Below are 26,789 nucleotides of genomic sequence, written 5' to 3' on the forward strand. Positions count from 1 at the left end.
CAAAAGAGATATTTTTCACATGAAGGAGACAACATTATGAGATTAGACGATGCGAAAATTTTAATTAGCGACGACTCCATTCTCGCTAGAAAACAACTAATGGATATGATTTCATGTTTCGGTGCTCCTGACTTTCTGGAAGCTTCAAATGGTCAGGAAACCATTGATATATACAAAACTGAGAAACCAGACCTCGTTTTTCTTGACATTGTAATGCCGGTCAAGGACGGAAACGAAGCCATCCAGGAAATTATCCGGGAGGATTCTTCTGCAGAATTGATTATCGTTTCCTCGATTGGAACACAGTCCCAGTTGAAAACTGCCTTAGAATCTGGTGCTAAGGATTTTATTCAAAAACCACTCGACCGTGAACAGGTCAAGAAAATATTAAAAACAAGATTCGAAGGGAGATAATCTATGTTCTCACAATTTTTCGGAAGCTATCTTTTATCCCATAATATTGTTACCAACGAACAATTGGTTTCTGCTATCAGACGTCTGCCTTCCGCCCACATGAAGCTGAGTACCCTTGCACTCTACTACGGACTTTTAACCTTAGATGATATCCAGACTATCTTATCCTTTCAGGAAAATAGTGAAAGTCGTTTTGGCGAACTTGCAGTAGAACATGGCTACCTGTCTGAAACCGATGTCTTACATCTTTTAAGGACACCGCATCCTGACTTTTTGCTTTTGGGGCAGATTCTAGTCGATGATGGCATTCTTTCAAATCAGGAATTACAGGATTTGCTTCTTGATTATCAATCCAACCATGAAGTAATGGAACTTGAAACCTCAGATGTTTCGGATGAGCAGAAAGAAGAAATCAGTCAGTTTCTTCATCGGTATTTTTCATCGGATGCCTATATCGCCTCCTCTGTTGCTGTCGAATACATGTCTTTGTTTTTTAACAACCTGATTCGTTTCATCGGTGATGACTTTACGATGTTAGAACCGATTCCGATAACGGAATATCCGATTCTTCACTGTGTTTCCCAGCACATCAGCGGTGCCTACTCGATTACAATGTATCTCGACTTAGACGAAGAGACCGCAACCGGATTTGCCTCCCGCTACGGAAACGATTCCTATACCGAATATAATGAATTTGTGGAGTCTTCCCTCGGTGATTTTGTCAATCTGCACAATGGACTGTTCAATGTAAACCAGTCTAACAGCAAATCCATTGAGTTGACCTTAGACCCTCCTGTTATGGAAGAAGAAGATATTCTGTTTTTCGAAAAAAATACGTTCTTAATTCCAATTGTTTATCCATTTGGAATGATGCACTTTTTGGTATCTTTTGAATCACTTTAACACATCAGGTCAGATAACACGTTGCAATGTAATCTATAACTCCAAAAGGCTGCCGCATTCATTTGCGGCAGCCTTTTTCTTTTCTATTCCGTTTCTATTTGATATTTAAAAACTTTTTCACAACATCCTGCATTTCATTTACTTCGCAAACTGTATCGTGTAATACCGGTGCTGTGCGGATTTCTTCGATTGCTTTTGGAACTTTTACATTTGCAATTTTGCTTAATTCATCCACCAGTTCAAAGTCTGACATGCTGTCATACTTTTCGTCGATGGCATCCATCACGCTTCTTGTAAACTTAAATGGGCTTGCGGTAGATGCAATGACCGTCTTAGTCTTCGTGTCATTTGTATCCTTTTTGTATTTTGCATATACACCGGATGCCACTGCTGTGTGTGTGTCAATCACATATCCGGTCTTATCGTATAAGTCCTTAATCACCTTGGCAGTCTCTTCTTCACTGGTGTAATTACCGTAGAAATCTGCAAGCTTCTCTTTCATCTCTGCTGTGATTTCGTATTTTCCAGTGGTGGTTAATTCTTTCATAAAGTCTGCGTTTTTCTTCGCATCATTTCCGGCAATACGATAAATCAGACGCTCTAAGTTACTGGAAATTAAAATATCCATAGAAGGAGAATTAGTCAGGATAAATTCACGGTTTCTGTCATATGTTCCAGTTGTAAAGAAATCATAAAGAACCTTGTTTTCGTTGGATGCGCAGATTAATTTTGCAATCGGGATTCCCATATTTTTTGCGTAAAATGCTGCTAAAATATTACCGAAATTACCGGTTGGAACTACAACATTAATCTTCTCATCTTTTGCAATCACACCATTTGCATATAACTTTGCATAAGCATATACATAATAAACAATCTGAGGTACAAGGCGTCCGATATTGATGGAGTTTGCAGAAGAAAACTGATAGCCGGCCGCATTCATCGTTTCTGCTAAATCAGCATCTGAGAACATCTGTTTTACACCGGTCTGTGCCTGGTCAAAGTTTCCATTGATTCCAACTACAAATGTATTATCTCCCTTCTGGGTTACCATCTGTTTTTCCTGAATCGGGCTGACACCGTTCTTTGGATAAAAGACAATAATTTTGGTTCCTTTTACATCAGCGAATCCTGCCAAAGCAGCTTTTCCGGTATCTCCTGATGTTGCTGTTAAAATCACGATATCATTTTTCACCTGATTCTTTCTTGCTGCTGTAATCAAAAGGTGTGGCAAAATAGATAATGCCATATCTTTAAATGCAATGGTTGAGCCATGGAATAATTCAAGATAATAAGCACCATCTGCGCTTACCAAAGGGGCAATCTCCTCAGTATCAAACTTGCTGTCGTATGCAGCATTGATACAGTTTTTCAATTCCTCTTCTGTGAAATCTGTTAAAAACTGTTTCATCACCACATAAGCGGTCTCCTGATAGCTCATTTTTGCTAATTCTTCTACACTGACATCTAACTTTGGAAGCTCTGTCGGTACAAATAATCCTCCATCATTTGCCAATCCCTTTAAAATAGCCTGTGAAGCTGTTACTTTCTCATTCGCATCTCTTGTGCTTGCATACATTAATTCCATGTCTTTAACCTCTTATCTCTTTTATTCATCCTACTACAACCGTAGTATCTACTTCCGTAGTATCTGCCAAGTAAAACTACCTTGGCCTTCTTAATACCCGAAGTATTACACTCTGCTGTGCTACCGCAGAAAACACTTTTCCCCATTATATAAGAAAAGACTTCCTTATGTCAATGCGCCTTGCCTTATTTTTGCATAATTTTACAGTTGTAGTTCTTTTTTTCTCCTCTTTTCCCCCGAATTCGACGATTTGTTGTCTGTGTCAGACGAATATGATACACTAAATCTAACACAAGCATGCAAAATCACCATTCTAAGGAGAAACTTTATGTTACCTGGCGTTTACTTGGCTACGAAGAAAGACGGAACACTCTACTATCGTTCCAACATCACGTTTCGTGGAAAACATATCAGCCTCGGAAGCTATGATTCCGAAGAAAAAGCTGGCAATATCTATGAAATTGCGAACCGCATTTTAACCGATTCCAATCTTTTGTTCACAGATTATCATGCCTACACCCATTTATTTCCGTTTGAAAAATGGGTCACACTTTTTAATTTTAGGGATCATAATATCTATGTGCGTAACCCAATCTATCTTCGCAACGGATATTTTTCATATTACCTAAGCGAATCCGAGGAACTAAAATTCGATATCGACGATTTGTTTTACTATTCCAGCCATAAAATTATCCGGCGGCAGGGACATCTTTTTGTCAACGATTACGGGATGCAGGTATCGGTACCTTCCCGCTACGGAATCCGTAATTATGCCGTTGTCGGCCGTGATTATGATTTCGTCAATGGTGATTCAAGTGATTTCCGCTATGCCAACATCAAGATTCACAATCCGTTTCATGGTGTCATGAAAATAGAAAAAAACGGACTGACCAAATACAAAACCTACATTCATATCAATGGGAATTACAAAGTCGGCATCTACACCTCCGAAGCAAAAGCTGCGGTCGCCTATAACAAAGCCGTTGACCTTGCAAAATCTTTTGGCATCACGAAAAACTTTCCGGAAAACTATGTCGATGAACTTACTGCAAAACAGTATGCGGATTTATATACCAAGATTAAAATTTCTGCAAAATATTTAACTTACCTAAAGCAATATCAGGACTCGTGTTCTCTTTCTTAAAAAATTCTCCCGGAAAACTGTGCGTCATCTCGTCAGTTTTTCGGGAGTTATGTTTCTATTTCTGGTTGATATAATTCACCAAACCTTCGCAATCAATAATCTTTTGCATGAATGGTGGGAACGCCTGACCCTGGTATGAAGTACCTTTTGTCTTATCGGTAATCACACCTGTATCAAAGTCCACTTCCACTTCATCTCCTGCCTCGATGTCCTTTGCGGCTTTTGGGCACTCAATAATCGGAAGACCAATGTTAATGGCATTACGGTAAAAGATTCTTGCGAATGTTTCCGCAATGACACAACTGACTCCGGCTGCCTTAATTGCAATCGGTGCATGTTCCCTGGAAGAACCACAACCAAAGTTTTTCGTTGCAACAATGATGTCGCCTTCGTTCACTTTTTTCACAAAATCGGCATCAATATCTTCCATACAATGTGCTGCAAGTTCTTTTGGATCTGAAGAATTCAGATATCTTGCAGGAATGATGACATCAGTATCGACATTGTCACCAAATTTAAATACTTGACCACTTGCTGCTTTCATACTATTATCACCTTTCTGTCTTAATCTAATTCTTCCGGTCCTGAGATTTTTCCGGTAATGGCACTTGCTGCTGCTACTGCCGGGCTTGCAAGGTAAATCTCAGAATCGACATGACCCATACGACCTACGAAGTTACGGTTTGTCGTAGAAACGCATCTTTCATTTTCTGCAAGAATACCCATATAACCACCAAGACATGGCCCACAGGTCGGAGTACTTACCACTGCTCCTGCTTCCACAAAAATCTTAAGCAGTCCTTCCTCCATGGCATCTAAGTAAATCTGCTGTGTTGCCGGAATCACAATGACACGGAGACCTTTTTTTACCTTTCTTCCTTTTAAAATGGAAGCGGCAACCCTCAAGTCGTCCATACGGCCATTCGTACAGGAACCAATGACAACCTGATCGATTGCGATATCACCGACCTCATCGATTGTCTTTGTATTCTCCGGTAAATGCGGAAATGCTACCGTCGGTCTTAAGGTGCTAAGATCTATGGTGTATTCTTTTTCATAAACTGCATCCTCGTCCGCCTCATAAACGGTATATGGACGTTTTGAATGTTCTTTCATGTAGGCGATTGCCTTCTCATCCACTGGGAAAATACCATTTTTTCCACCAGCTTCGATTGCCATATTGGCGATTGTAAAACGATCGTCCATGGATAAGTACTGAATGCCATCCCCGACAAACTCCATCGACTGATACAATGCTCCATCAACACCAATCATTCCAATAATGTGCAAAATAATATCTTTTCCGCTAATCCATTTTGCCGGTTTTCCAACCAGGTTAAATTTGATTGCGGAAGGAACCTTAAACCATGCTTTTCCGGCTGCCATGCCAGCAGCCATATCGGTGCTTCCGACTCCCGTTGAGAATGCTCCAAGTGCCCCGTATGTACAGGTGTGTGAATCCGCACCGATAATGACATCTCCAGCCACTGTAAGACCCTTCTCCGGTAGCAATGCATGTTCAATTCCCATTTCTCCAACATCGAAATAATTTGTAATGTCATGCTTACATGCAAATTCTCTTACACATTTACAATGCTGGGCAGACTTAATATCTTTATTTGGTACGAAATGATCTAGTACAAGTGCGATTTTATCCTTATGAAAAACTCCATCCACCTTCATTTTTTCCATTTCATGAATGGCCACCGGAGATGTAATATCATTACCAAGTACTAAATCTAAATCAGCTTCAATCAGCTGACCTGCACTTACTTCTGGGAGCCCTGCATGTGCTGCAAGGATCTTTTGTGTCATAGTCATTCCCATGCGTATATCCTCCTAGTTATGCGATTTCTTTTTTGCAGCTGTGTGCTGCGTCGTGTGAGTGAGTGTATATAAGTTTTACGGCTTTACATCCGTTCCACTTATCTTGAACTCATTCTATCATAGCAAATATTATAAAACAAATACATAATAAACATATTTACCATAATAAGAAGTTATGTTATACTTTAATCAATAACAGTGTAAAAGTATCAACTTCACAATAAATTGGAAAGGACGTGTAGCACAATGAATCAGAATCTATCCTCATACCGTATCTTTTATACGGTTGCGAACGCAGGCAATATTTCAAAGGCTGCAAAAGAACTTTACATCAGCCAGCCTGCCATCAGTAAATCCATTCAGAAATTAGAAGAAAGTGTCGGATGCAAACTTTTTTCCAGAAGCTCAAGGGGGGTTGTGTTAACCGAAGAGGGAAAACTGCTTTATGAGCACGTCAGCGATGCCTTTGAGACCTTAACGCTTGGAGAAGAGAAGCTGCGCCGCTCCATCGAGCTTGGTGTGGGACATTTGAAAATCGGAGTCAGTTCTACCCTTTGTAAATATTTACTGCTTCCCTATCTGAAAGAATTTATCCGTCAAAACCCGCATATTTCCATCTCCATCACCTGTCAGTCCACAAATGATACCTTAAAACTTCTTGAGGATAACAAAATTGACATCGGACTGATTGGAAAGCCGGGCAGCCTGAAAAATATTCACTTCGACTTTCTAGAAGAAATCGAGGATATCTTCGTTGCAACCAAGGATTATCTTCGCAACCTAAAAGCACGTGGTGTTACAAAAAATCAGATTTTACAGAGTTCTACCCTGATGCTTCTTGATAAAAACAACATGACACGCCAATACATCGATGACTATCTTCAGGAAAACCAGATTCAGGTCCGTGATTCCATCGATATCTCCAACATGGACCTTTTGATTGATTTTGCAAGAATCAGCGTCGGCGTTGCCTGTGTCATCAAAAATTTTGTAAAAGAAGATTTAGAAAGCGGCGCCTTAATCGAAATCCCGCTTGGAATTCCAATCCACAAACGTGAAGTCGGCTTTGCCTACAAGACAAACATTCACCCTTCAAAATCACTTTCGGATTTTATCGAATTTTATCAGAATTACAACAAATAACTCCGGTGTATCTAAGCGACACGTTTCACATTTATCACCACATCAAAAAACAGGCAGGTAACTCTTTTGAGCTGCTTGCCTGTTTTTATTCCTATTTCATTACAATGTTTACAATTCTTCCAGGAACATAGATTTCTTTTACGATGTTACCGGTTAATTTATCTGCAATTACTTCTTTTGCTTTTGCAATGACCTCATCTTTTGGATCATCTTTTCCAATTGCAAGAGTTCCTTTTGTCTTTCCGTTAATCTGAACGGCAATCTCAACAGTACTTTCTACTGTTTTTGCCTCATCAAATTCCGGCCATGACTGCTGGTATAATCTTCCCTCTTCTCCGATTGTCTGCCATAATTCCTCTGTGATATGAGGCGCAACCGGATTTAACAGTGTGATTAAGGTCTTGAATTCCCCTTTTGTGATGGAATTCTTTTTATAGAAGTCATTGATTAATGCCATCATTGCTGCAATTGCTGTATTGTATTTGAGGTTCTCAAAATCGTTTGAAACCTTCTTGATGGTCTGGTGCATCTTTGTCTCAAGGTCAGCAGAATATCCTTCCTCCTGTGTCATGATATCCTGTAACTTCCATACACGGTCTAAGAAACGACGGCATCCTTTTACACCATCCTCGGACCAGGAAGCAGCCAAATCAAAGGCTCCGATAAACATTTCGTAAGTTCTAAGGGTATCTGCACCGTATTCTCTTACGATATCATCTGGATTTACAACGTTTCCTCTGGATTTTGACATCTTCTCGCCGTTCTCTCCAAGAATCATACCATGGGAAGTTCTCTTCTGGTAAGGCTCTTTGGTTGGAACAATATGCTGGTCATAAAGGAATTTATGCCAGAATCTGGAATAAAGAAGATGTAAGGTTGTATGTTCCATACCACCATTGTACCAGTCAACTGGAAGCCAGTATTTTAAAGCCTCCGGACTTGCCAATGCTTCTTTGTTGTGTGGATCTGTATATCTTAAGAAATACCAGGAAGAACCTGCCCACTGAGGCATTGTGTCAGTCTCTCTCTTAGCCGGGCCACCGCAGCATGGACAGGTCGTATTTACCCAGTCTGTCATGGCTGCAAGTGGTGATTCTCCATTGTCTGTTGGCATGTAGCTGTCAACTTCTGGAAGAAGCAATGGAAGTTCGCTCTCGTCAACCGGAACAAAGCCACACTTGTCACAATGAACAATCGGAATTGGCTCTCCCCAATATCTCTGACGTGAGAATACCCAGTCTCTTAATTTATAATTTGTCTTAGCCTTTCCGATTTTATTTTCCTCTAAATATGAAATCATCTTCTCTTTTGCAGCTTTTACTTCTAAGCCATTTAAGAAATCAGAGTTGATTAATACACCTGTTGCAACATCTGTAAATGCTTCTTTTGAAATATCAACTTCCTCGCCGTCTTTTGCGACAACCTGTACCATTGGAAGATTGAATTTCTTAGCAAATTCCCAGTCTCTTTCGTCGTGTGCAGGTACCGCCATGATAGCACCTGTTCCGTATGTCATCAATACATAATCCGATACCCAGATTGGAATCTCTTTTCCAGAAACAGGGTTGATTGCAGTAAGACCATCAATTGCAACACCTGTCTTTTCTTTTGCAAGCTCAGCTCTCTCAAAGTCTGATTTTCTTGCAGCAGCTTCACGGTATGCTATGATTTCATCCCAGTTCTTGATGTCGCTCTGATATTTATCAAGGTATGGATGTTCCGGGGAAACAACCATGTAAGTAACACCGAATAAGGTATCACAACGTGTGGTATAAATACGGAGTTTATCTTCTTTTCCTTTGATTGCAAAATCAACTTCTGCACCGTTGGAACGTCCAATCCAGTTCTTCTGGGATACTTTGACACGCTCGATGTAATCAACGTCATCCAATCCCTCAATCAATTTATCTGCGTATTCTGTAATCTTCAACATCCACTCGCTCTTTACTTTCTGAACGACCGGTGCGCCACAACGCTCGCAGACACCATTTACAACCTCTTCATTTGCAAGACCGACTTTACAGGAGGTACACCAGTTGATTGGCATTTCTTTCTTGTAAGCCAAACCTGCTTTGAAAAGTTTTAAGAAAATCCACTGTGTCCATTTGTAGTATTCTGGATCTGTGGTATTGATTTCTCTATCCCAGTCGAAAGAATAACCAAGAGAATGAAGCTGTTCTTTAAAATGAGCAACGTTCTTTTCTGTTACAATCTTAGGATGAACCTTATTCTTGATTGCATAGTTCTCGGTTGGAAGACCAAATGCATCCCAGCCCATTGGATAAAGGACATTGTATCCTTGCATTCTTCTCTTTCTTGCCACAATATCAAGTGCTGTATAAGGTCTTGGGTGACCTACATGTAATCCCTGTCCGGATGGATATGGGAATTCTACCAATGCATAATATTTTGGTTTGGAATAATCGTCTGTTGCTGCGAAAGCCTTCTCATCATCCCAGACTTTCTGCCATTTTTTTTCGACCACTTTATGATTATAAAGTTCTGCCATTTTCTTTTCCTCTCTTTCCTGTCCTATGAAAAACACACTTGGCGTGTTTCCTAAATTGTTGCGACATTGTTCCACTCCGCCGCAGTGCGATTCTCGCGAAACATTTTTATGTAACAGAAACAAAATCTCCTATTACAAAAAAATCCTCCGTCTCATAAAGAGACGAAGGAAATTGCTCCGTGGTACCACTCTCATTCGTATTCGAAAGAATACGCACTCAGACATTCTTAACGCGAATGAAACGCCCTGACCTACTATTGTAACTACATCTGTACTTCACTCAAGGGACTCAAAGGCGAGTTGGGAACTTCCATACATCATCTTACACCAACCGATGACTCTCTTTGCTATCTCCGTTCTTAATACTCCTTATCCTTGTCTTTTTTTATTCAAATGATATGATTTATTTTAACATAACGTTTCTTTTTGTCAACCTTAGATTTGAAAAAAAGATGGAACAGATTGCTCCGTCCATCTTTTTTCGTATGTAAATTCTGTTCGAATTAGTTGTTGATGAGTTTGTCGTTCTCGTTGTTCCAGCTGTAAAGTTTACGAATCTCTGCACCAACCTTCTCTGATGGATGCTCAGATGCAAGCTTTCTCATAGCTTTGAAGTGAACCTGGCGACCTGCTGGTGACATATCAAGTAAGAAGTCTTTTGCAAATGTACCATCCTGGATATCTGTCAGAATCTGTTTCATTGCTTTCTTGGTATCTTCTGTCACAATCTTAGGTCCTGTGATGTAATCACCATATTCAGCTGTGTTAGAGATAGAATATCTCATTCCTGCAAAACCTGACTGGTAGATTAAGTCTACGATTAATTTCATCTCATGGATACATTCGAAGTATGCGTTTCTTGGATCATATCCAGCTTCGCAAAGTGTTTCGAAACCTGCCTGCATCAATGCACAAACACCACCACAAAGTACTGCCTGCTCACCGAAGAGGTCTGTCTCTGTCTCTGTACGGAATGTTGTCTCAAGAAGACCAGCTCTTGCTCCACCGATTCCAAGACCATAAGCAAGTGCTAAATCAAGTGCTTTTCCTGTTGCATCCTGCTCTACTGCTACAAGACAAGGTGTTCCTTTTCCTGCCTGATATTCAGAACGAACTGTATGACCTGGAGCTTTTGGTGCAATCATTGTTACATCGACATCCTTTGGTGGTTTGATACATCCGTAATGAATGTTGAAACCATGTGCAAACATTAACATGTTACCTGGCTCAAGGTTTGGCTCAATGTCTTTCTTGTACATATCTGCCTGAAGTTCATCGTTGATTAAGATCATGATGATATCAGCCTGTTTTGCTGCTTCTGCTGCTGTATAAACTTTAAATCCCTGTTCTTCTGCTCTCTTCCAGGATTTGCTTCCTTCATAAAGTCCAATGATGACATTACATCCGGATTCCTTTAAGTTTAATGCATGTGCATGTCCCTGGCTACCATAACCGATAACTGCGATTGTCTTTCCGTCTAAAAGTGAAAGGTTACAATCTTCCTGATAATAAATTTTTGCTGCCATATCTATTTCCTCCAAAATAATTTAATCTAAAATTTTAACATCGGCTGAACCTCTTGTCAGTCCTGTAATTCCTGTACGGGCCAATTCCAGTATCTCATATCCCTGCAACAAATCAAGAAAAGCCTCTAACTTATCCTGATGTCCGGTAAGTTCAATCACCATGGAATCGCGCGTCACGTCTACAACTTTGCCATGAAAAATCTCAGTTACATTCATAATCGGCTGACGTTCCGTGTCCTTTGCCCGGATTTTAACTAAAATCAGTTCTCTTGTCACAGAAGAACCGGATTCTAACTTCTTAATATCTAATACATCCTCAAGCTTTGCAAGCTGCTTCTCAATCTGCTCTAAAATCTGTTCATCACCGCTGGCAACAATCGTGATTCTTGTGTATCTTGGATCCGCTGTCACTCCGGATGAAAAACTGTCAATGTTATAGCCTCTGCGGCTAAACAGACCTGAGATATGACTTGTCACTCCCGGATTATTCTCAACTAATAATGATAAAACCTGTCTTCTCATTTCAAAAACCTTCCTGTGTCAAATTACTCTTTCACAATTCAACACTTTAAAGCTCACTCACGCTAAAATCATATTAGCATATTTTTTTTTTTTGTCAATAGCTGAAATTAAAAAAAGACATTCTTCCCAATGAATTCATGGAAAAGAATGTCTTTCCTTTTAAGATTCCATTTTACCTAAAATCAGATTAATCTTTTAATGGATTTCCTTTGGCATCGGTGTTGATTGCACCTGTTAAAATCATAATACCTTCTACTAATCCCCAGATTGCGCCAATTCCACATGTAACAATTGTTACAATAATCTGGATAATACCTCTTGTTGTATTTCCAAGATAGAAGTTATGAATTCCCCATCCTCCTAAAAAGATACCAAGCAATCCGGCTGCCATCTTTGACTTCTGTGGCTGCATGCCATAATTCTGTAAAGAAACACCACAGTTTAAGCATACTACGCTGTTTGGAGGTGTTGGCTGACCACACTGTGGACAGAAATTATTTCCTGTACCTTTCTGTACGCCACATTTTACACACATCACAGCTTCATCGGTTGCATACTGCTGACCACAATTTCTACAATACATAACTAAATCCTCCTAATCGGTTCTTATCGTCAAAGGCTATTATAGCATACATGTATGGCAGAATAAATAGAAAATCCATATTTTTTTGATAATCAAAGTATCTTTCCTCTAAACCATACGTTACCCTAGCGCACCATTTATCCTAAAGCATAACATCTGATTTTTCTTTACTGCGCTCAATCATGTGGTTTAACTTACGGAATGGGATTTCCAATCCAAGACCAATCACAAGTGATAACACAATCACGAAGATATAGGAACTGATATACTTCCAGTAATCCGCCGCATAAAGTCCACCAATCGTCTCTTTCATTGCATTCATACCAAACTGGAACGGAAGGTACTTATAGATGCTTTTAAAGACGCCAGGAAGCACTTCAATCGGGAACGTACAGCCGGCACCCGCCACCTGGATTACCATGACGATAACCGCAATGGCCTCACCTACATTTCCAAATGCAACGGTTAAGGAATAAATAAACAATGTAAATGCAAAACTGCTTATCGCAGCGGCAAGCCAGAATAATACCGGCTCTTTACACTGAATTCTCGCATAGAACAAGTCTCCCAGAACAGTAATCAAAGCCTGCGCCTGCCCTACCAAGAAGAAAGTAATGTATCTTCCAAAATAACGCTGATACTGTTTCACATTCGTAATGCCCTCTTCCGGCTCTACTTTTACGTGAATTAAGGCAACCAGAATCAAGGCTCCTACCCACAATGCTAAAATGGTATAGAATGGTGCCATTGCAGAACCATAGTTATCGATGTGGTATGCCTCAACGGTGTCTAGGTTGACCGGAGATGAGATGAATTCACCCATAAGTGCCGGGTCACTCTTTACCATTTCAAGAATCTTTTGATACTGCTCACTATTTTGTAACTCTGTAATTTCTGTAATAATGCCTTTTAACCCAGTCAAAAGTTCCTGCGCCATTTCTGCAGAACTTGCGATAGATTCATTGCCCTGGCTGATGGTTGCAGCGTACCCATCCAATGCCTCTGAGACATCTGAGAAGTCTGTATCGACACCATTTAAAATTGCCTGTGCTGAGACAAGGGAACTTTGTACACTTCTTACTGTCGAATCCAGCTGTGGTTTCACATTATAATTAAATGTGGAACGCAATCCCTCAATCTGGTTCTTACATGTTGTAATCTCACCGGAGATTTTCTGTTGAAGTTCCTTTAAATGTTCCACTCCCTGACCGGATGTATCTTTTAACTGATCTAAATCCGCTGAAATCGTATCTAACTGCGCTCTGATTTCTTCCACCTGCGCAGAATTTGAATCATCTGTCCACTCATTTACGGCACCATCAAAAATCTGTTTTAAATATGGCATAATCGCCTGGGCACCCGTAATTCCATTGTTTGCACCATTCTGCCAGTCTTCAATATTGGATGTACCGGAGTTAACCAGACTATCCAAATCGTTCAAGCTTGCATTCAGCAAATCAAAACTGTAAGAAACCATATCTGCAATGCTGTCTGCGCTGCCCGATGCTGCAAGTAACGCACTCTCCATGGAATTGACAGTTCCCTGCCCATTTTTCACAACTCCTTCCACATTCGGTAATACGGTCTGTGTTGTCTCAACCAGACTGTTCGCAGAAGATGTGATACTGACAAACGAATTCAAGATGTTTACATAGGTCTGCAAATCACCACTCAAATCATTTAGATTGGATATAACTACATCTGTAAGCGAACTGCCATCCACTTCTACTCCGGAAACAGAACCACTTACTTTCATTAAGGTTTCTGCGATTGTACTGATGAAAGTCGCATTAACCTGTTCTCCAACCGTCTTTTGCGCTTTACTTGTAATCTTTGGTGCAATTGCATTCTTCTTTTCATTCTCATAATAAATAATCTCAGGATGCTTTAACTCGCCATCCAAAAAGCTCATCAATGTGCTTGTAAAATCTGACGGAATCACAAGTGCAGCATAATATTCTCCAGAATATACACCATCTGTTGCCTCCTTTGCAGTATCTACAAACACCCATCCAATCGTTGTATTGGTTTCAAGCGCAGATATAACGCTGTCACCTACATTGATTGACAATCCTTCCAAAGAATATCCCTCATCCTCAGATGCAACTGCAATCTTTAGATTCGAAGTTGAAGATTCCCCATACGGATCCCAGTTTGAAAAAATATTAAACCAGGCATAAAGGCATGGAATAATCGTTAATCCCATAATCACTACAACCGCTACTACATTGCGGCTTAACCGTTTGAAATCTGAAAGGAATATTTTAAATATGTTCTTCAAGTTCTTTTCCCTCCTGTTCTTCTTTCTCAGGTTTTTCTTCGATAAGTTCCACTTTTTCTCTCTTAGGCTCTAACTCCTCCGGCGCATTCAATCCTGCATCGATTCGTTCCATAACGGTACGCAGTTTTCCTTCCATCCCACTTAAATCCGGTGCAAGAAGGGTCTCCACTTCTTTGTCCTTTTGGCCGCTGATTTCACCTAATTTTTTCTGTAATTTATAATCTGAATACTCTACAAGAATTAAATATATTGCAATTCCAAATAAAGAGGCAATCCACAAAATAAGAAATACCACCTTTGAACTGTCTGTCCAGAATAAAAGGCACAAAAATACCAAAGGAATCAGCCAGATACATCTTAATCCAATACGAATGCGTCTCTGATTTTTCTCATGCATCTCATTTTCATATTGTGCAAGGATATCATACATTCTCTCGTAATCTTTTTCCATTTTTCCATATCCTTTCTACATCATCTTTGTGTCTTCCATACGTTCTTCCATATAGTGGTTAATGCCCACGAACGGAATACGGATTACCAAACCAACAATTAACGCTCCCACTGCAAAAATCAACAACTCTGACAATGATTTCACATAGGTATCTGCATACATTCCTCCGATTGTCTCACGAATCGCATTGATTGCATACGGGAATGGGAAGAAAATATAAATTTTCTGATATACCGTTGGAAGCAACTCGATTGGGAAGGTTCCGCTTGAACCTGCAATCTGAATTACCATGACAACAACTGCTAATGCTTTTCCGATATCACCAAAGGATAACGTCAATGCATAAATCAACAAACTAAAGGTCAGACTTGTCAGTGCAGCTGCTAAGAAAAACAGTCCCGGATACATCACCTGACAATGCAGGATATAAATATCACCTAACACAATTATGACTGCCTGTACCTCATTCAACAGCAAAAATAATAAATATCTTCCAAAGAAAAGCTGGTAAGACTTCACATTTGTAAGTCCCTTTGGCTCTGCCTTTACTTTCAAAATAGAAACCAGAATCGTCATTCCCACCCAGATTGCCAGAACCGAATAGAATGGTGTCATTGCGGAGCCATAATTGGCAATCGGATAGACTGGCTCTGTGGTCATTGTAACCGGCGCTGAGAAGTATTCTCCATAACTTTCCGGGTCACCTTCCATTACATCTAGGATAACCTGAACCTTCTCATCCTCCTCGGCATTCTGCAATTTATTCAACAGTTCTTCAATTTTTGCATTTACATTATCAATTACTTCTTTAATCTGTTCTAGGCTGTCATTTGTACCAGATATTGTTGTCTCAATTCCATCAAAAATATTGGTCATATCTCCAACTGTTGTGCTCAGACCATTCAAAACATTCGTCACATTATTTAACACTTTTGACATGCTGTCCACCATCGTGTTCATCTCTGGCACAAGGCTGTTTGTGTAAAGGCTCTTCATATTTTCAATTGATTTGCTGCAATTGTTTAATGAATTTTTAATGCTGTCAGTCGCTGTATTTACACTGTCACCAACAAGTTTTTCGACCTCAGACTGAATCTGGTCTTTGTCAACGTCTACATTGACATCCGGAAGCTCAATTCCACTGTTTCCCAGTAAATTATCCAATTGTCCTTGAATATCATCTGCTCCGTTCAAAAGGGAATCAATGGTATCAATAACAGACTGGATTGCATCTTCGGCTTCCTGCTGATCCTGGCTTCCATTTGCAGTATCCTGTAATGTCTGTTTCAAATCGTTCAACTGTTTGATTAATTCTGCCGTATCACTGGCTGCCTGCTGCGCACTCTTTGCTGTTGCTGCAGCATCCTCTGCAATTCCGGCATTTTCAATATCTGTTGCAACTGCATTCAATGAATTGTTAATGGTTGATAATGTATTCGTAATATTCTGTTTAAAGTTTTCCAAAGATGCCTGTGTATTCTGTAAATCCGTATTTGCCTTTGAAATGCTGTTTGCACCATTCTTAATGGAAGAACTGATTGCTGGCATCTCGTCACTCGCATCATCAACTGCCTTAGTTAGGGATTCATTGCTTTCCATAAAAGTTGTAACCAGGTTGCTATAAGAAGTCAGATTTGTATTTAACTGCTGAAGCTTTGCCTCTAATGTTGCCATACTGTCATCCTGTTTGATATCCTCAGCCAGAATATTTGTCTTTTCAAAGATGGCACTTGTAACAACTTCAATAAATTTTTCATTGGTACTTTGTGTCAGGGAAGAAACTGCGGAGTCCGTAATTTTGGTTGCAATCGCATTTTTCTTCTCATTTTCATAATATGTGATAGTCGGATTTGCATCAAAGTCTGTTTCAAGTGCATGATACATACTCTTTGTAAAATCTTTACTGATTACAACCGCAGCATAATACTTTCCACTGTAAACACCGTCCGTTGCTTCTTCGGCTGTATCTACGACAGTCCATGTTATTGTTGTCTTAGCTTCCATCTCCTCCACGACTTCATCACCCATGTTAACGTAGGTTCCATCATCTTCCGTATATCCTTCATCCTCCGAAATAATCGCAATCTGAATATTTGAAGTATTTCCATACGGATTCCAGTTCGAGTAAACATTAAACCACGCATACAAAGATGGTAGCACGCAAAGCCCCACTGCAATGATAAATGCAAGCGGATTCTTTATCAGTCCTTTGAGGTCTGTTATAAAAATTTTCCAAATATTATTCATGTCCATTTCTCCTACTATTTCTTTTCTGACAAATCCTTCTTGTCTTACCTTTTTTATATTTGTAGTTAGATTTTCTTTTTTACTACGCACTTCACTATTTTACAACATTTTTTTTCAAATGAAAACATACAGATTCCGCTTGTTGTATATTATTTTCTCCAAAACAATAAGAAAAAGGCTTTCTATGTTCTACATTTGTAGTTACATAGAAAGCCTTCTCTAATCCTATTCTACTGTGCAAGCACATAATGGAACGGACTGTTATCTTTTCCATAAATTACTTTTGAACCACAGATTCCATATGGTTCCAAAATACTTCCGTAACCATAATTTCCGTCTAAATAAAAATATACTTCCGCAATACCATTTTGTCCGGATTCTTTTTGCGCACTTGCGATAAAGCCGCTGTTCACATCTGCATTCATCACATTGTATGTTCCATACGCTAACAATGTAATCTCAAACTCCGCTCCGACTTTTCCATCTGCGGATGCGCCATAATCAAGGACTTCCGGCTGGTATCTGTTCCATCGTAGGTAACACCACATATACCGCTCATCTCATAGGATAAAAAGACTTCTCCCTGCGCAGAATATACCAGATTCAGTGTAATAAATGCGCTAAACATTCCATCTGCAAATGTATATGGAAGTGTTGCAATTGGAATACTTCCGGCTTTACCACCGGTAACAGAAACATCCGTTACTTTCATTCTGGTGTTGATTGCTGCTGTCATCTCTTTTACTCCTGTCAAATCAAATACCAGATGATACTCCAAAGATGGATCAATTACAAAATCACCTGTCAGACTTGCATTTGTGCCAAGCTGTTTGTCAAGATGGAAATTTAAACCTGTCATGGTTGTCGTCCCATTTGATGTAAAAGTAAACCATTCTCTCCAGCTTCCAGACCTTGCCGTATCCATTGCATCTGCTGCACTTGTCACGCTCACTCCATCTGCCGGAATCACTGCATCTGTATCCACTTCTGCTGTTCCTTGCGTATCAACGCTCTCTACCACATCAAAAATGCTGTCCGGTTCTTCCCCTTCAATCACGTAGCCCTCTTCTGTCTTTGTCACATTTGTCACTTCAGTGGCTCGTTCTACGCCATCCTCCTGTGCCGGTACTACGATAATATTTCCGGTTTCCAATTCTTCTGCCGATGTATCCTCGGTCACAACTTCATAGTTGCCGTCCGGCTGCTCCTTAATTGAAGCATCCAAATCAAAATCCGTCATAACATCTTCGGTATAGACAATCTCGTCCGACGTCTGATTTTCATTGCTTTCCTTTGCAAATGCCACTACTGTACCAAGATTTGTCACCGTAAGCAGTGCCACAAGGCTTAAACTTATTTTCTTTTTTATGTTTCGCATAGGCAGTCTCCCCTCTGTTGCTGCCGCAACTTTTTCTAGTACTTATATACTACCATAAAAAGGCAATTTCAGCAATATTTTGGGCGATTTTATACTTATACAATTTAATGATTTTGTATATGAAAAAAGGACTTCCGGAACACTTCCAGAAGTCCTTAAACCCTTATAAAATCAAGGTTTTATCTTAGAATTTACCAGCTTTGTGAGCCTCTTCGATGCTTACAGCTACGGCAACAGTAGCACCTACCATAGGGTTATTACCCATTCCGATAAGTCCCATCATTTCTACGTGAGCTGGTACAGAAGAAGAACCTGCAAACTGCGCGTCAGAGTGCATACGTCCCATAGTATCTGTCATACCATAGGAAGCAGGACCTGCAGCCATGTTATCTGGGTGAAGTGTACGTCCTGTACCACCACCGGATGCTACGGAGAAGTATTTCTTACCCTGCTCGATACATTCTTTCTTGTATGTACCTGCAACTGGATGCTGGAAACGTGTTGGGTTTGTAGAGTTACCTGTGATAGATACACCTACATTCTCATGATGCATGATTGCAACACCTTCCTGAACATCATCAGCACCGTAACATTTTACAGTTGCACGAAGTCCATCAGAGTATGCTTTCTCGTATACTACGTTTAATTTAGCTTCTTTGTAGTCGTATTTTGTCTCTACAAATGTAAATCCATTGATACGGGAGATAATCTGTGCAGCATCTTTTCCTAAACCGTTTAAGATAACTCTTAATGGTTTCTGACGTACTTTGTTAGCTTTTTCAGCGATACCGATAGCACCTTCAGCAGCTGCGAAAGACTCATGTCCAGCTAAGAAACAGAAACATTCTGTCTCTTCCTCTAATAACATTTTACCAAGGTTACCATGTCCTAAACCTACTTTTCTGTGGTCAGCAACAGAACCTGGGATACAGAATGCCTGAAGACCTTCACCGATTGCTGCGGCAGCATCAGCAGCTCTTGTACATCCTTTTTTGATTGCGATTGCAGCACCTACTGTGTAAGCCCAGCAAGCGTTCTCGAAACAGATAGGCTGGATTTTCTTTACCTGATTGTAAACGTCAAGTCCAGCATCTTTTGTAATTTTTTCAGCTTCTTCGATAGAGCTGATACCATAGCTGTTTAATACAGCGTTAATCTGGTCAATTCTTCTTTCATATGATTCAAATAAAGCCATTTTCGTTCTCCTTTCCTATTCCTGTCTTGGATCGATGATCTTAACAGCACCCTGCTCTGGAGTTACACGACCATAAGATCCTGCAGCCTTCTCCCAAGCTGTGTTAGCATCATCACCCTTTTTGATGAAGTCAGTCATTTTTCCAAGAGAAACGAACTGATATCCGATAACTTCGTTGTTCTCATCAAGAGCAATACCTGTTACGTATCCTTCAGCCATCTCTAAGTAACGAACACCTTTTTCTTTTGTTGCGTACATTGTACCAACCTGAGAACGAAGTCCCTTACCTAAATCTTCAAGACCAGCACCTACTGCTAATCCGTCATCAGAGAATGCACTCTGTGTACGACCGTAAACGATCTGTAAGAATAATTCTCTCATAGCTGTGTTGATAGCATCACAAACTAAGTCTGTATTTAAAGCTTCCAGGATTGTTTTACCCTGTAAAATTTCTGCTGCCATAGCTGCAGAATGAGTCATACCGGAACATCCGATTGTCTCAACTAAAGCTTCTTCAATCACACCGTTTTTCACGTTTAATGAAAGCTTGCAGGCACCCTGCTGTGGTGCACACCAGCCAACACCGTGTGTAAAACCTGAGATATCTTCAATTTTTTTAGAATGAACCCATTTTCCTTCTTCTGGAATTGGAGCTGGTTCATGTTTTGCGCCCTTTGCTACAGGACACATGTTTTCGACTTCCTTAGTGTAAATCATTATAAGACTCCTTTCACATAAATAAATATGTATGTATCTGTTAAACTTTGTTATTCATTTAACATACTGCAACCATTTTCGCATATTTTTTGGGATTAGTAAACCCCCAATTCGACGATTTTTTCAGTTTCCTTTTCTACTTTTTCGTCGTTAATCAAAATAATTCAAGTCTGAGAAAACATTATTGGCTGATTTTCCAAGCTCTACCACTTTTCCATTCTTGACCTGCATATAGCCTTTTGTGCCATCTTTTCCTTTTACAAGAATCCATTCCTTTAAATCAGATTTTAAGAAATATACTTCTGCCTGTTTTTGCATGACAACCTCAGGTGCATTTTCATCCATCGTCACACGAACCGGCAATTTCTCATAGAGCTGATGTGCGGTTGTTGAGATGTAATCATACTCTTCCTGTTCCTGATATTCTAACGCATGCGTCTCTTCATTTAACAGCCAGTAACCGTTTAAATATGCTGTTTCTAATAAATCGGTACGGATTCTTCCAATAACCTGGCCATCATTTACGAAACCATTGATTCCATCATTCTGGTCTTTGAACGGAAAACCATCCACACTTCCAACAAACTCCATGTCACCATCAAAACGGAAAAAGTATGTTTCCGGGTCACAGCTTGGGCCGTAGTCCAAAAATGCAAGTTCTAATTCTCCGTCTGCGGCGGTAATATCGGTCACATAAAAGCAGTCTGTAACCGGAGAAACCAGCTGACAGTCCTTGCTGATATCAAATGCTCTTCCATTGATGGTCACAATCGGCACATAACTGCCATCTTTTTGTTCCATCAGGCTGCAAAAAATCTGCTCGACATTGCCGTCTGCGTTTAAATCTTCTTCTATCACCGTTCCATATTCGTATTTTTTCGGATATGGATGTCCGCTCTCGTATGCCTCTTCTTTTGCTTCCAGCATGGACAGGTTATCTTTTTCCATGGCAGAAAAAACAGATTCATCGAATTCTTCCGGCATTGTGGTGCCCTGATACCAGCTGCATTTATTGAAATAACTTTGCAAATACTCATTCTGGAACGTTCTTCCATGTCTGGCGTAAATCTCATTGCGGGCAATCATCAGCTCATTGTCATTTAAGTTGTCTAACATTTCACTCGTCAGTGGTTTTTTATCACTGAGTGGAAGCACATACTCGTCTGCATTGGTATGTACCCCGTCGCCACTGATTTTTACTGTTGCCACAATCTGAGGTACCATTTCTGCCATCTCTTCATATTCTTTCTGGCTGGATGCATCATTTTCATCATAGGCAAGGTCTGTTGGCTCTATCCAGTAATAACAGCTTCCGTCATCTGCATACGCAATCAGTGTCTCACCTAGCGCGCCATTTCTGAATTCCCCGATATGGGTGAACCCACACAAGAAACCGAGTCCCTGATTTTCGTCGTAAGAACTTTTCTGGTAAATTGAAAAACCATCGTCCTCTTCTACGATTTCATAGCCGTCCTCCCACTCCTGTGGCAGTGTTACCGTAATATCCTGCCATGTGTAGGAGATTCCTTCTTCCCCGGTATCCGCCTGTTCTTCCAACACCGTCTGATCTGTTACCGTCTCTGTGTCTTGTAGCGTCTCATTATCAGGCGTTGCATTCTGTTTCTTTCCACATCCATTTAATAATGTAGTTGTAAACGTACACATCAGTATTGTTAAAACCAAAAATTTCTTTTTCATACTTTCATACATCTGGCAAATGCAGTCTGCCAGTTTCACTTTCCTCTCTGTCAGTCGTCTATTCGCTCTTTTCTACAATTTCATTTTTATTCTTATAAATAGAGTTTGCAGGGACAACACCACGCACCATGGATAACGGATACACGTTGGTGTTTCGCCCGATTACGGTACCTGGATTCAAAACGGAGTTACATCCAACCTCCACGTGGTCTCCTAACATTGCGCCGAATTTTTTCAGTCCTGTCTCAATCTGTTCTTTTTCCTCTTTTACCACAACCAGTGTCTTGTCGGATTTTACATTGGATGTGATAGAGCCGGCTCCCATGTGTGATTTGTATCCTAAAATAGAATCCCCGACGTAATTATAATGTGGAACCTGAACACTGTTAAATATCACAACGTTTTTCAGTTCGGTTGAATTTCCGACAACGGAGCCTTTTCCTACAATTGCGTTACCACGGATAAATGCGCAATGACGGATTTCAGCCTCCTCATCAATAATCAAAGGTCCATTCAAAAAAGCGGTTGGCGCAACGGTTGCGCTCTTTGCCACCCAGATGTTCTCTCCGCGTTTTTCGTATTTCGACGGGTCTAATTTTTCTCCTAACTCGACAATAAATGCTCCAATCTTTGGCAGCGCTTCCCAAGGATAGGTAAGCCCCTCGAGTAACTCCTTTGCGATTGTCTCATTTAAATCATATAAATTCTTTATCTTTGCCTGTTCCATTTTTCTATCCTCATTTCATTTATCTTGCAATTACAGATGCTATCATATCATAATTTGTTGTGAAATACTAACCTAATTCTCATCTTTTCCTGACGCATCTTCTGACACTTCCGACATCTTTGTCTGTTCTGTCGGAATTTCAATTGGATTTTCTTCTAATTCTTCATAAAAAGGAGCATCATCCTGCTGTTTTGCGGTATCTTCGCCCGGATTATCGAAATCAAACTTTATCTGGTCATCTTCGAGTTTTAAACATGCATCAAACTGATTTCCAGATTTTGCGGTGAATCCAACTACTTTTGTCTTTGTTTTGCCGGTTTCTAGCAATTCTTTTACCGTTTCTTCCGGAAGTTCTACCTTTGCTATCGTATGATACAGCTTAAAGCCACATTCGCACTCATAGTACCACTGTGATTTCTTTAACTGCTTCTTGCACTTTGGACAAATGAGTGTCGTCTCCACCGGCTTTGGTTTTTCCGGGAAATCAAACGTTACCCTTCCATCCTCTGTTAATTTTAGCGGAGCGTCAAACATCATTCCTGTCTTTGCAATAAAACCGGATATCACATCCGTCTTTTTGCGCAGCAGTAATTCTTTCACCTGTGCTTCTTTTAAGGTAACACCCGCAATCTTTCCGATGGAAAAACGGCAGGAATTTTCATCGTCCTTCGAATAATTGGCGCATCCATAGCCAAACGGCGTCTTTACAATCTTACCGCCACAGAGCGGACAAACCACATCTTTAACCGACGGCTGTTCCAAATCCTCAAAATCAAATTTTAATCCTGTCACCTTTCCGGTTTCATCTTTGTTTAACGCAATACGTGCATCAAATTTTTTTCCGGTTTTTGACTTAAATCCTCTTATCGTCGAGGTTCTGCCCTCTGTCAAAAGTTCTTTTACCTGTGCTTCCGTCAGTGATTTTTCCGCCATCTTTCCAATGGAAAAGCGGCAGGAATTTTCATCGTCTTTCACATAATTTGCACATCCAAACCCAAACGGCGTCTGCACAATCTCGCCTCCGCAAAGCGGGCAGACCACATCCTTTACCTTTTTGGCTTCCACATGGTCAAAGTCGAACTTTAAGCTCTTTTTTCCATTTTCATCGGTATCTAACATAATGCAGGCATCAAACCGTTTCCCGGATTTTGACTTAAACCTTCTTATGGTTGATGTTCTTCCCGCTGTCAAAAGTTCCTTCACCTGTGCCACCGTCAAATCTTTTCCCGCAATCTGACCGATTGCAAATTTACAGCTTGCCTCGTTTTGTGGGTCATAATTGGCACATCCATAGCCGAAAGATTTTACGACAATCTCACCGCCACACATCGGACAGGTGACGCCTTCTACAATCTCTGCCTCGTTCTGTGAAAAATCAAAATTCACGGATTTTCTTCCATCTTCGGCAGTCTCTAATACCAGGCTCGCGTTGAATTTCTTTTTGTTTTTCGATACAAATCCTTTTAATACGTCTGTTCTTCCATTTATTAAAAGTTGTTTTAACTCTTCCTGTCTGATTGCACGACCGGCAATCTTTCCCATTGAAAAGTAGCAGCCATCCCCTTCGCTGCGGTGATTTTCACAGCAATAGCCATAAGGCGTTACTTCCACTCTTCCACCACAGACCGGGCAGGTAACTCCCTCGACATAAGCAGGCTGGTTCTCGGAAAAATCAAACTGAATGGAACTCTTTCCATCTTCCTCTTTTTTCAAAACCAAACATGCACTGAACTTCTTCTTGCTTTTCGATACAAAGCCATTCAATACACCCGTTTTCCCATTTGTTAAAAGTTGTTTTAACTCTTTTTCTTCCAAATCCCGGCCGGCAATCGTTCCGATTGCAAACTTGCAGCCGGAGCCATCTTTTTGATAATTGCTGCATCCATAACCAAATGGCGTTGTCTCGACTTCGCCACCACAGAGTGGGCATGGCACGCCTAATTTTTTCTTTGCTGCAATTCCTCTCCCACCTTTTCCTACCAGTGGTCTGATCCGCTCGGTCAACGGTTCCATCAGATTTCGTTCGATCATGGATTCCGTCTCACGGCGAATGAAGTCCTCTAACTTGGTGCGATACTCCTCCATTGCAACCGTACCGGCTGTAATGCCATCTAGCCCCTTTTCCCAGGACGCTGTCATCTTCGGATTCAAAAGAGCCGGAACTGTCATGCTGACAACCTCAAACACCATCTCACCAAGTGTCTCCGGTGTTAAGACCTGCGTTCTTTTATTTAATGCAAGATAATGAATTCGTACCAATTTTCGTATGATTTCCGCTCTCGTTGCAGAGGTTCCGATTCCAGAACCCTTAATCTGCGCACGAAGTTCTTCATCTTCAATAAGCTGTCCCGCATTTTCCATCGCAAGAATCATGGAACCGGAGGTATAGCGCTTTGGCGGAGATGTCTTACCTTCTTTGATGGAAAGACCATCCACCAAAATCTCATCTCCATTTTTTAAGTTTGCAGCAATGGCAAGAAGACCTCGCCCTGATTTTTCATCCTCTTCTTTGTCCTCGTCCTGCTGTTTTCCCATAATTTCTAAAAATCCAGGGTCTTTTAACTCTTTTGCAGACGCAAAGAAACATTCTTTGCCCATTCCAACCTGCAATTTTACATTCTGATAGGTCGCTGCCGGGTAAAAAATGCTAAGGAAACGTCTTACAATCAAATCAAATACGCTTCTTTGTAAGGATGTTAGGGAATCCAATTCCGTGAGCTGACCGGTTGGAATAATCGCATAGTGGTCGGTGATTTTGGAATCGTCCGTATATTGTGTTCTCGCCACATTCGCATAAAGGCGTTCCTTCATAATTTTATCGACATAGTCTGCCACCGGCTGATATACCTTAAGACGGCTGATATTTCTTCCGATTTCCTTGGCAACCGCAGTAGAAAGCACTCTCGCATCGGTTCTTGGATAAGTTGTCAGCTTCTTTTCGTACAAATCCTGTGCGACCTGAAGTGTCTCATCCGGGCTTATCTTAAAACGCTTTGCACACTCCGCCTGAAGCTCCGCCAGGTTAAAAAGAAGCGGAGCCTTTTTTCTTGAAGTTCCAAGTTCAATGGATTTTACAATCGCCTTTTCATCCTGCAAAGAATCTATCAGGTTTTGTGCGCTCTCTCTTTCCTTAAATCCATTTTCTTTATACAAAAGAGGCGACTCAAAATATTGTGAACCATCGATTGCCTTCCATTCGCCCTCTACATCTGCCTCTGTGAAAGAGCCGACAATTCTGTAAAAAGGTGTCTCCACAAAGTTTCGTATCTCACGCTCTCTGATGACAACCATTCCAAGCACACAGGTCATAACACGTCCAACCGCAATTGCTGTGTAGGAATTGGTTCCGGCGGCGTCATTTAACAGTCTTCCATACTTGACTGACATAACACGTGAAAAATTGATTCCCATTGCATAATCTTCAATGGTTCTCATAATCCCGGAATTACCAAGATTGTCATACTCCTCCATCGGCTTTGCCTCACGGATTCCTCTCGTAATCTCTTCTTCTGTCTGTGAGTCAATCCAGACACGAAGCTCTTTCATGCCCTCTCTCACACCGCCAAAGCGTCTGATATTTTCCTCAATCGTCTGACCTTCTTTTCCCGCATCACCTGCCCAGTAGACGGTATCAATATCCTCCCTCCAAAGCTGTCTATGTACAATCTCATACTGCTTGCTCACAGCAGGAATGACATGATATTTATAATCGCGCGGCAAAAAAGGAAGATCCTCCAGCTTCCAGCGCTTATATTTTTCATCATATTCTTCCGGATACACCATCTCAACCAGATGACCCACACACCAGGTGATGACATACTCACTGTTTTCAATATATCCATCATTTCTACCGGAGACCCGCAGTATTCTTGCAAACTCCTGTGCCACACTCGGTTTCTCCGTAATAATCAACGATTTTGGCAAACTCTAATCCTC

Annotated in this window: 21 protein-coding genes and 1 other annotated feature; of the genes, 4 read left to right on the top strand and 17 right to left on the bottom strand. The window is 40.7% G+C overall.

All coding sequences use genetic code 11. From position 1 onward, the window contains the following. Positions 1 to 36: 36 nt before the first annotated feature. Together BIV16_RS06060 and BIV16_RS06065 are read left to right on the top strand one after the other, a co-directional pair. A complete protein-coding gene (locus tag BIV16_RS06060; RefSeq protein WP_075678683.1) occupies positions 37 to 414 on the top strand; it encodes a response regulator in 378 nt (125 codons plus the stop codon). A gap of 3 nt (positions 415 to 417) precedes the next feature. Next, positions 418 to 1,317, top strand: a complete 900-nt coding sequence (locus BIV16_RS06065; protein WP_075678682.1) for a chemotaxis protein CheX — start codon at positions 418 to 420, stop codon at positions 1,315 to 1,317. A gap of 94 nt (positions 1,318 to 1,411) precedes the next feature. On the opposite strand, the gene thrC is transcribed toward BIV16_RS06065, so the two are convergent. Further along, entirely contained in the window at positions 1,412 to 2,905 is a 1,494-nt protein-coding gene (gene thrC, locus BIV16_RS06070; protein ID WP_075678681.1) for a threonine synthase, read from the bottom strand. A 328-nt stretch (positions 2,906 to 3,233) separates the two neighbouring features. Between thrC and BIV16_RS06075 the strand changes: the two genes are divergently transcribed. Further along, positions 3,234 to 4,049 (top strand): hypothetical protein, encoded by an 816-nt coding sequence (locus BIV16_RS06075; protein WP_075678680.1) that lies wholly within the window; start codon positions 3,234 to 3,236, stop codon positions 4,047 to 4,049. Positions 4,050 to 4,104: 55 nt separating this feature from the next. Here the strand turns inward: BIV16_RS06075 and leuD are convergent, their stop codons facing one another. Together leuD and leuC are read right to left on the bottom strand one after the other, a co-directional pair. After that, the gene (leuD, locus tag BIV16_RS06080; RefSeq protein ID WP_075678679.1) at positions 4,105 to 4,593 is read right to left on the bottom strand and encodes a 3-isopropylmalate dehydratase small subunit; all 489 of its coding nucleotides are present in this window, start codon (positions 4,591 to 4,593) and stop codon (positions 4,105 to 4,107) included. A 20-nt stretch (positions 4,594 to 4,613) separates the two neighbouring features. Next, a complete protein-coding gene (gene leuC / locus BIV16_RS06085) occupies positions 4,614 to 5,876 on the bottom strand; it encodes a 3-isopropylmalate dehydratase large subunit (RefSeq protein ID WP_075678678.1) in 1,263 nt (420 codons plus the stop codon). A 246-nt stretch (positions 5,877 to 6,122) separates the two neighbouring features. Here leuC and BIV16_RS06090 point away from each other — a divergent pair, with 246 nt between their 5' ends. Further along, a complete protein-coding gene (locus tag BIV16_RS06090) occupies positions 6,123 to 7,019 on the top strand; it encodes a LysR family transcriptional regulator (RefSeq protein WP_075678677.1) in 897 nt (298 codons plus the stop codon). Positions 7,020 to 7,110: 91 nt separating this feature from the next. Here BIV16_RS06090 and leuS read toward each other — a convergent pair whose 3' ends face one another. The 14 genes from leuS to BIV16_RS06160 form a co-directional block, all read right to left on the bottom strand. Then, positions 7,111 to 9,528: a leucine--tRNA ligase gene (leuS, locus tag BIV16_RS06095; protein ID WP_075678993.1), complete on the bottom strand. Its 2,418-nt coding sequence runs from the start codon at positions 9,526 to 9,528 to the stop codon at positions 7,111 to 7,113. Positions 9,529 to 9,683: 155 nt separating this feature from the next. Further along, positions 9,684 to 9,913: a binding site (T-box leader), on the bottom strand. A gap of 118 nt (positions 9,914 to 10,031) precedes the next feature. Next, a complete protein-coding gene (gene ilvC / locus BIV16_RS06100; protein ID WP_075678676.1) occupies positions 10,032 to 11,054 on the bottom strand; it encodes a ketol-acid reductoisomerase in 1,023 nt (340 codons plus the stop codon). A gap of 21 nt (positions 11,055 to 11,075) precedes the next feature. After that, complete coding sequence (gene ilvN / locus BIV16_RS06105) at positions 11,076 to 11,576, bottom strand: acetolactate synthase small subunit (protein WP_075678675.1); 501 nt, start codon at positions 11,574 to 11,576, stop codon at positions 11,076 to 11,078. Between the two features lie 187 nt (positions 11,577 to 11,763). Next, positions 11,764 to 12,159 carry a TM2 domain-containing protein gene (locus BIV16_RS06110; protein ID WP_075678674.1) on the bottom strand — a complete coding sequence of 132 codons (396 nt, stop codon included), beginning with the start codon at positions 12,157 to 12,159 and terminating at the stop codon, positions 11,764 to 11,766. A gap of 142 nt (positions 12,160 to 12,301) precedes the next feature. Continuing rightward, positions 12,302 to 14,440: a YhgE/Pip domain-containing protein gene (locus BIV16_RS06115; RefSeq protein ID WP_075678673.1), complete on the bottom strand. Its 2,139-nt coding sequence runs from the start codon at positions 14,438 to 14,440 to the stop codon at positions 12,302 to 12,304. Beyond that, positions 14,424 to 14,891: a hypothetical protein gene (locus BIV16_RS06120; RefSeq protein WP_075678672.1), complete on the bottom strand. Its 468-nt coding sequence runs from the start codon at positions 14,889 to 14,891 to the stop codon at positions 14,424 to 14,426. Before BIV16_RS06120 ends, BIV16_RS06115 begins: the two co-directional genes overlap by 17 nt. Positions 14,892 to 14,906: 15 nt before the next feature. Then, positions 14,907 to 17,138 (bottom strand): YhgE/Pip domain-containing protein, encoded by a 2,232-nt coding sequence (locus BIV16_RS06125; RefSeq protein ID WP_075678671.1) that lies wholly within the window; start codon positions 17,136 to 17,138, stop codon positions 14,907 to 14,909. Positions 17,139 to 17,368: 230 nt separating this feature from the next. Continuing rightward, positions 17,369 to 17,590 (bottom strand): hypothetical protein, encoded by a 222-nt coding sequence (locus tag BIV16_RS06130; RefSeq protein ID WP_075678670.1) that lies wholly within the window; start codon positions 17,588 to 17,590, stop codon positions 17,369 to 17,371. Further along, positions 17,584 to 18,516 carry a hypothetical protein gene (locus BIV16_RS06135; protein WP_075678669.1) on the bottom strand — a complete coding sequence of 311 codons (933 nt, stop codon included), beginning with the start codon at positions 18,514 to 18,516 and terminating at the stop codon, positions 17,584 to 17,586. The genes BIV16_RS06130 and BIV16_RS06135 overlap by 7 nt, the downstream gene beginning before the upstream one ends. A gap of 184 nt (positions 18,517 to 18,700) precedes the next feature. Next, positions 18,701 to 19,711, bottom strand: coding sequence for a GGGtGRT protein (locus tag BIV16_RS06140; protein ID WP_075678668.1), 1,011 nt, complete (start codon positions 19,709 to 19,711; stop codon positions 18,701 to 18,703). A gap of 15 nt (positions 19,712 to 19,726) precedes the next feature. After that, the gene (locus BIV16_RS06145; RefSeq protein ID WP_075678667.1) at positions 19,727 to 20,428 is read right to left on the bottom strand and encodes an iron-sulfur cluster assembly scaffold protein; all 702 of its coding nucleotides are present in this window, start codon (positions 20,426 to 20,428) and stop codon (positions 19,727 to 19,729) included. A gap of 150 nt (positions 20,429 to 20,578) precedes the next feature. Continuing rightward, entirely contained in the window at positions 20,579 to 22,126 is a 1,548-nt protein-coding gene (locus BIV16_RS06150) for a YARHG domain-containing protein (RefSeq protein ID WP_075678991.1), read from the bottom strand. 58 nt (positions 22,127 to 22,184) lie between these two features. Beyond that, complete coding sequence (locus BIV16_RS06155) at positions 22,185 to 22,853, bottom strand: acyltransferase (protein WP_075678666.1); 669 nt, start codon at positions 22,851 to 22,853, stop codon at positions 22,185 to 22,187. Positions 22,854 to 22,925: 72 nt separating this feature from the next. After that, complete coding sequence (locus tag BIV16_RS06160) at positions 22,926 to 26,777, bottom strand: DNA topoisomerase III (protein WP_083624992.1); 3,852 nt, start codon at positions 26,775 to 26,777, stop codon at positions 22,926 to 22,928. Positions 26,778 to 26,789 lie beyond the last annotated feature (12 nt).

The sequence above is a fragment of the Roseburia sp. 831b genome, assembly GCF_001940165.2.
In the GTDB taxonomy this organism is placed as follows: domain Bacteria; phylum Bacillota; class Clostridia; order Lachnospirales; family Lachnospiraceae; genus Roseburia.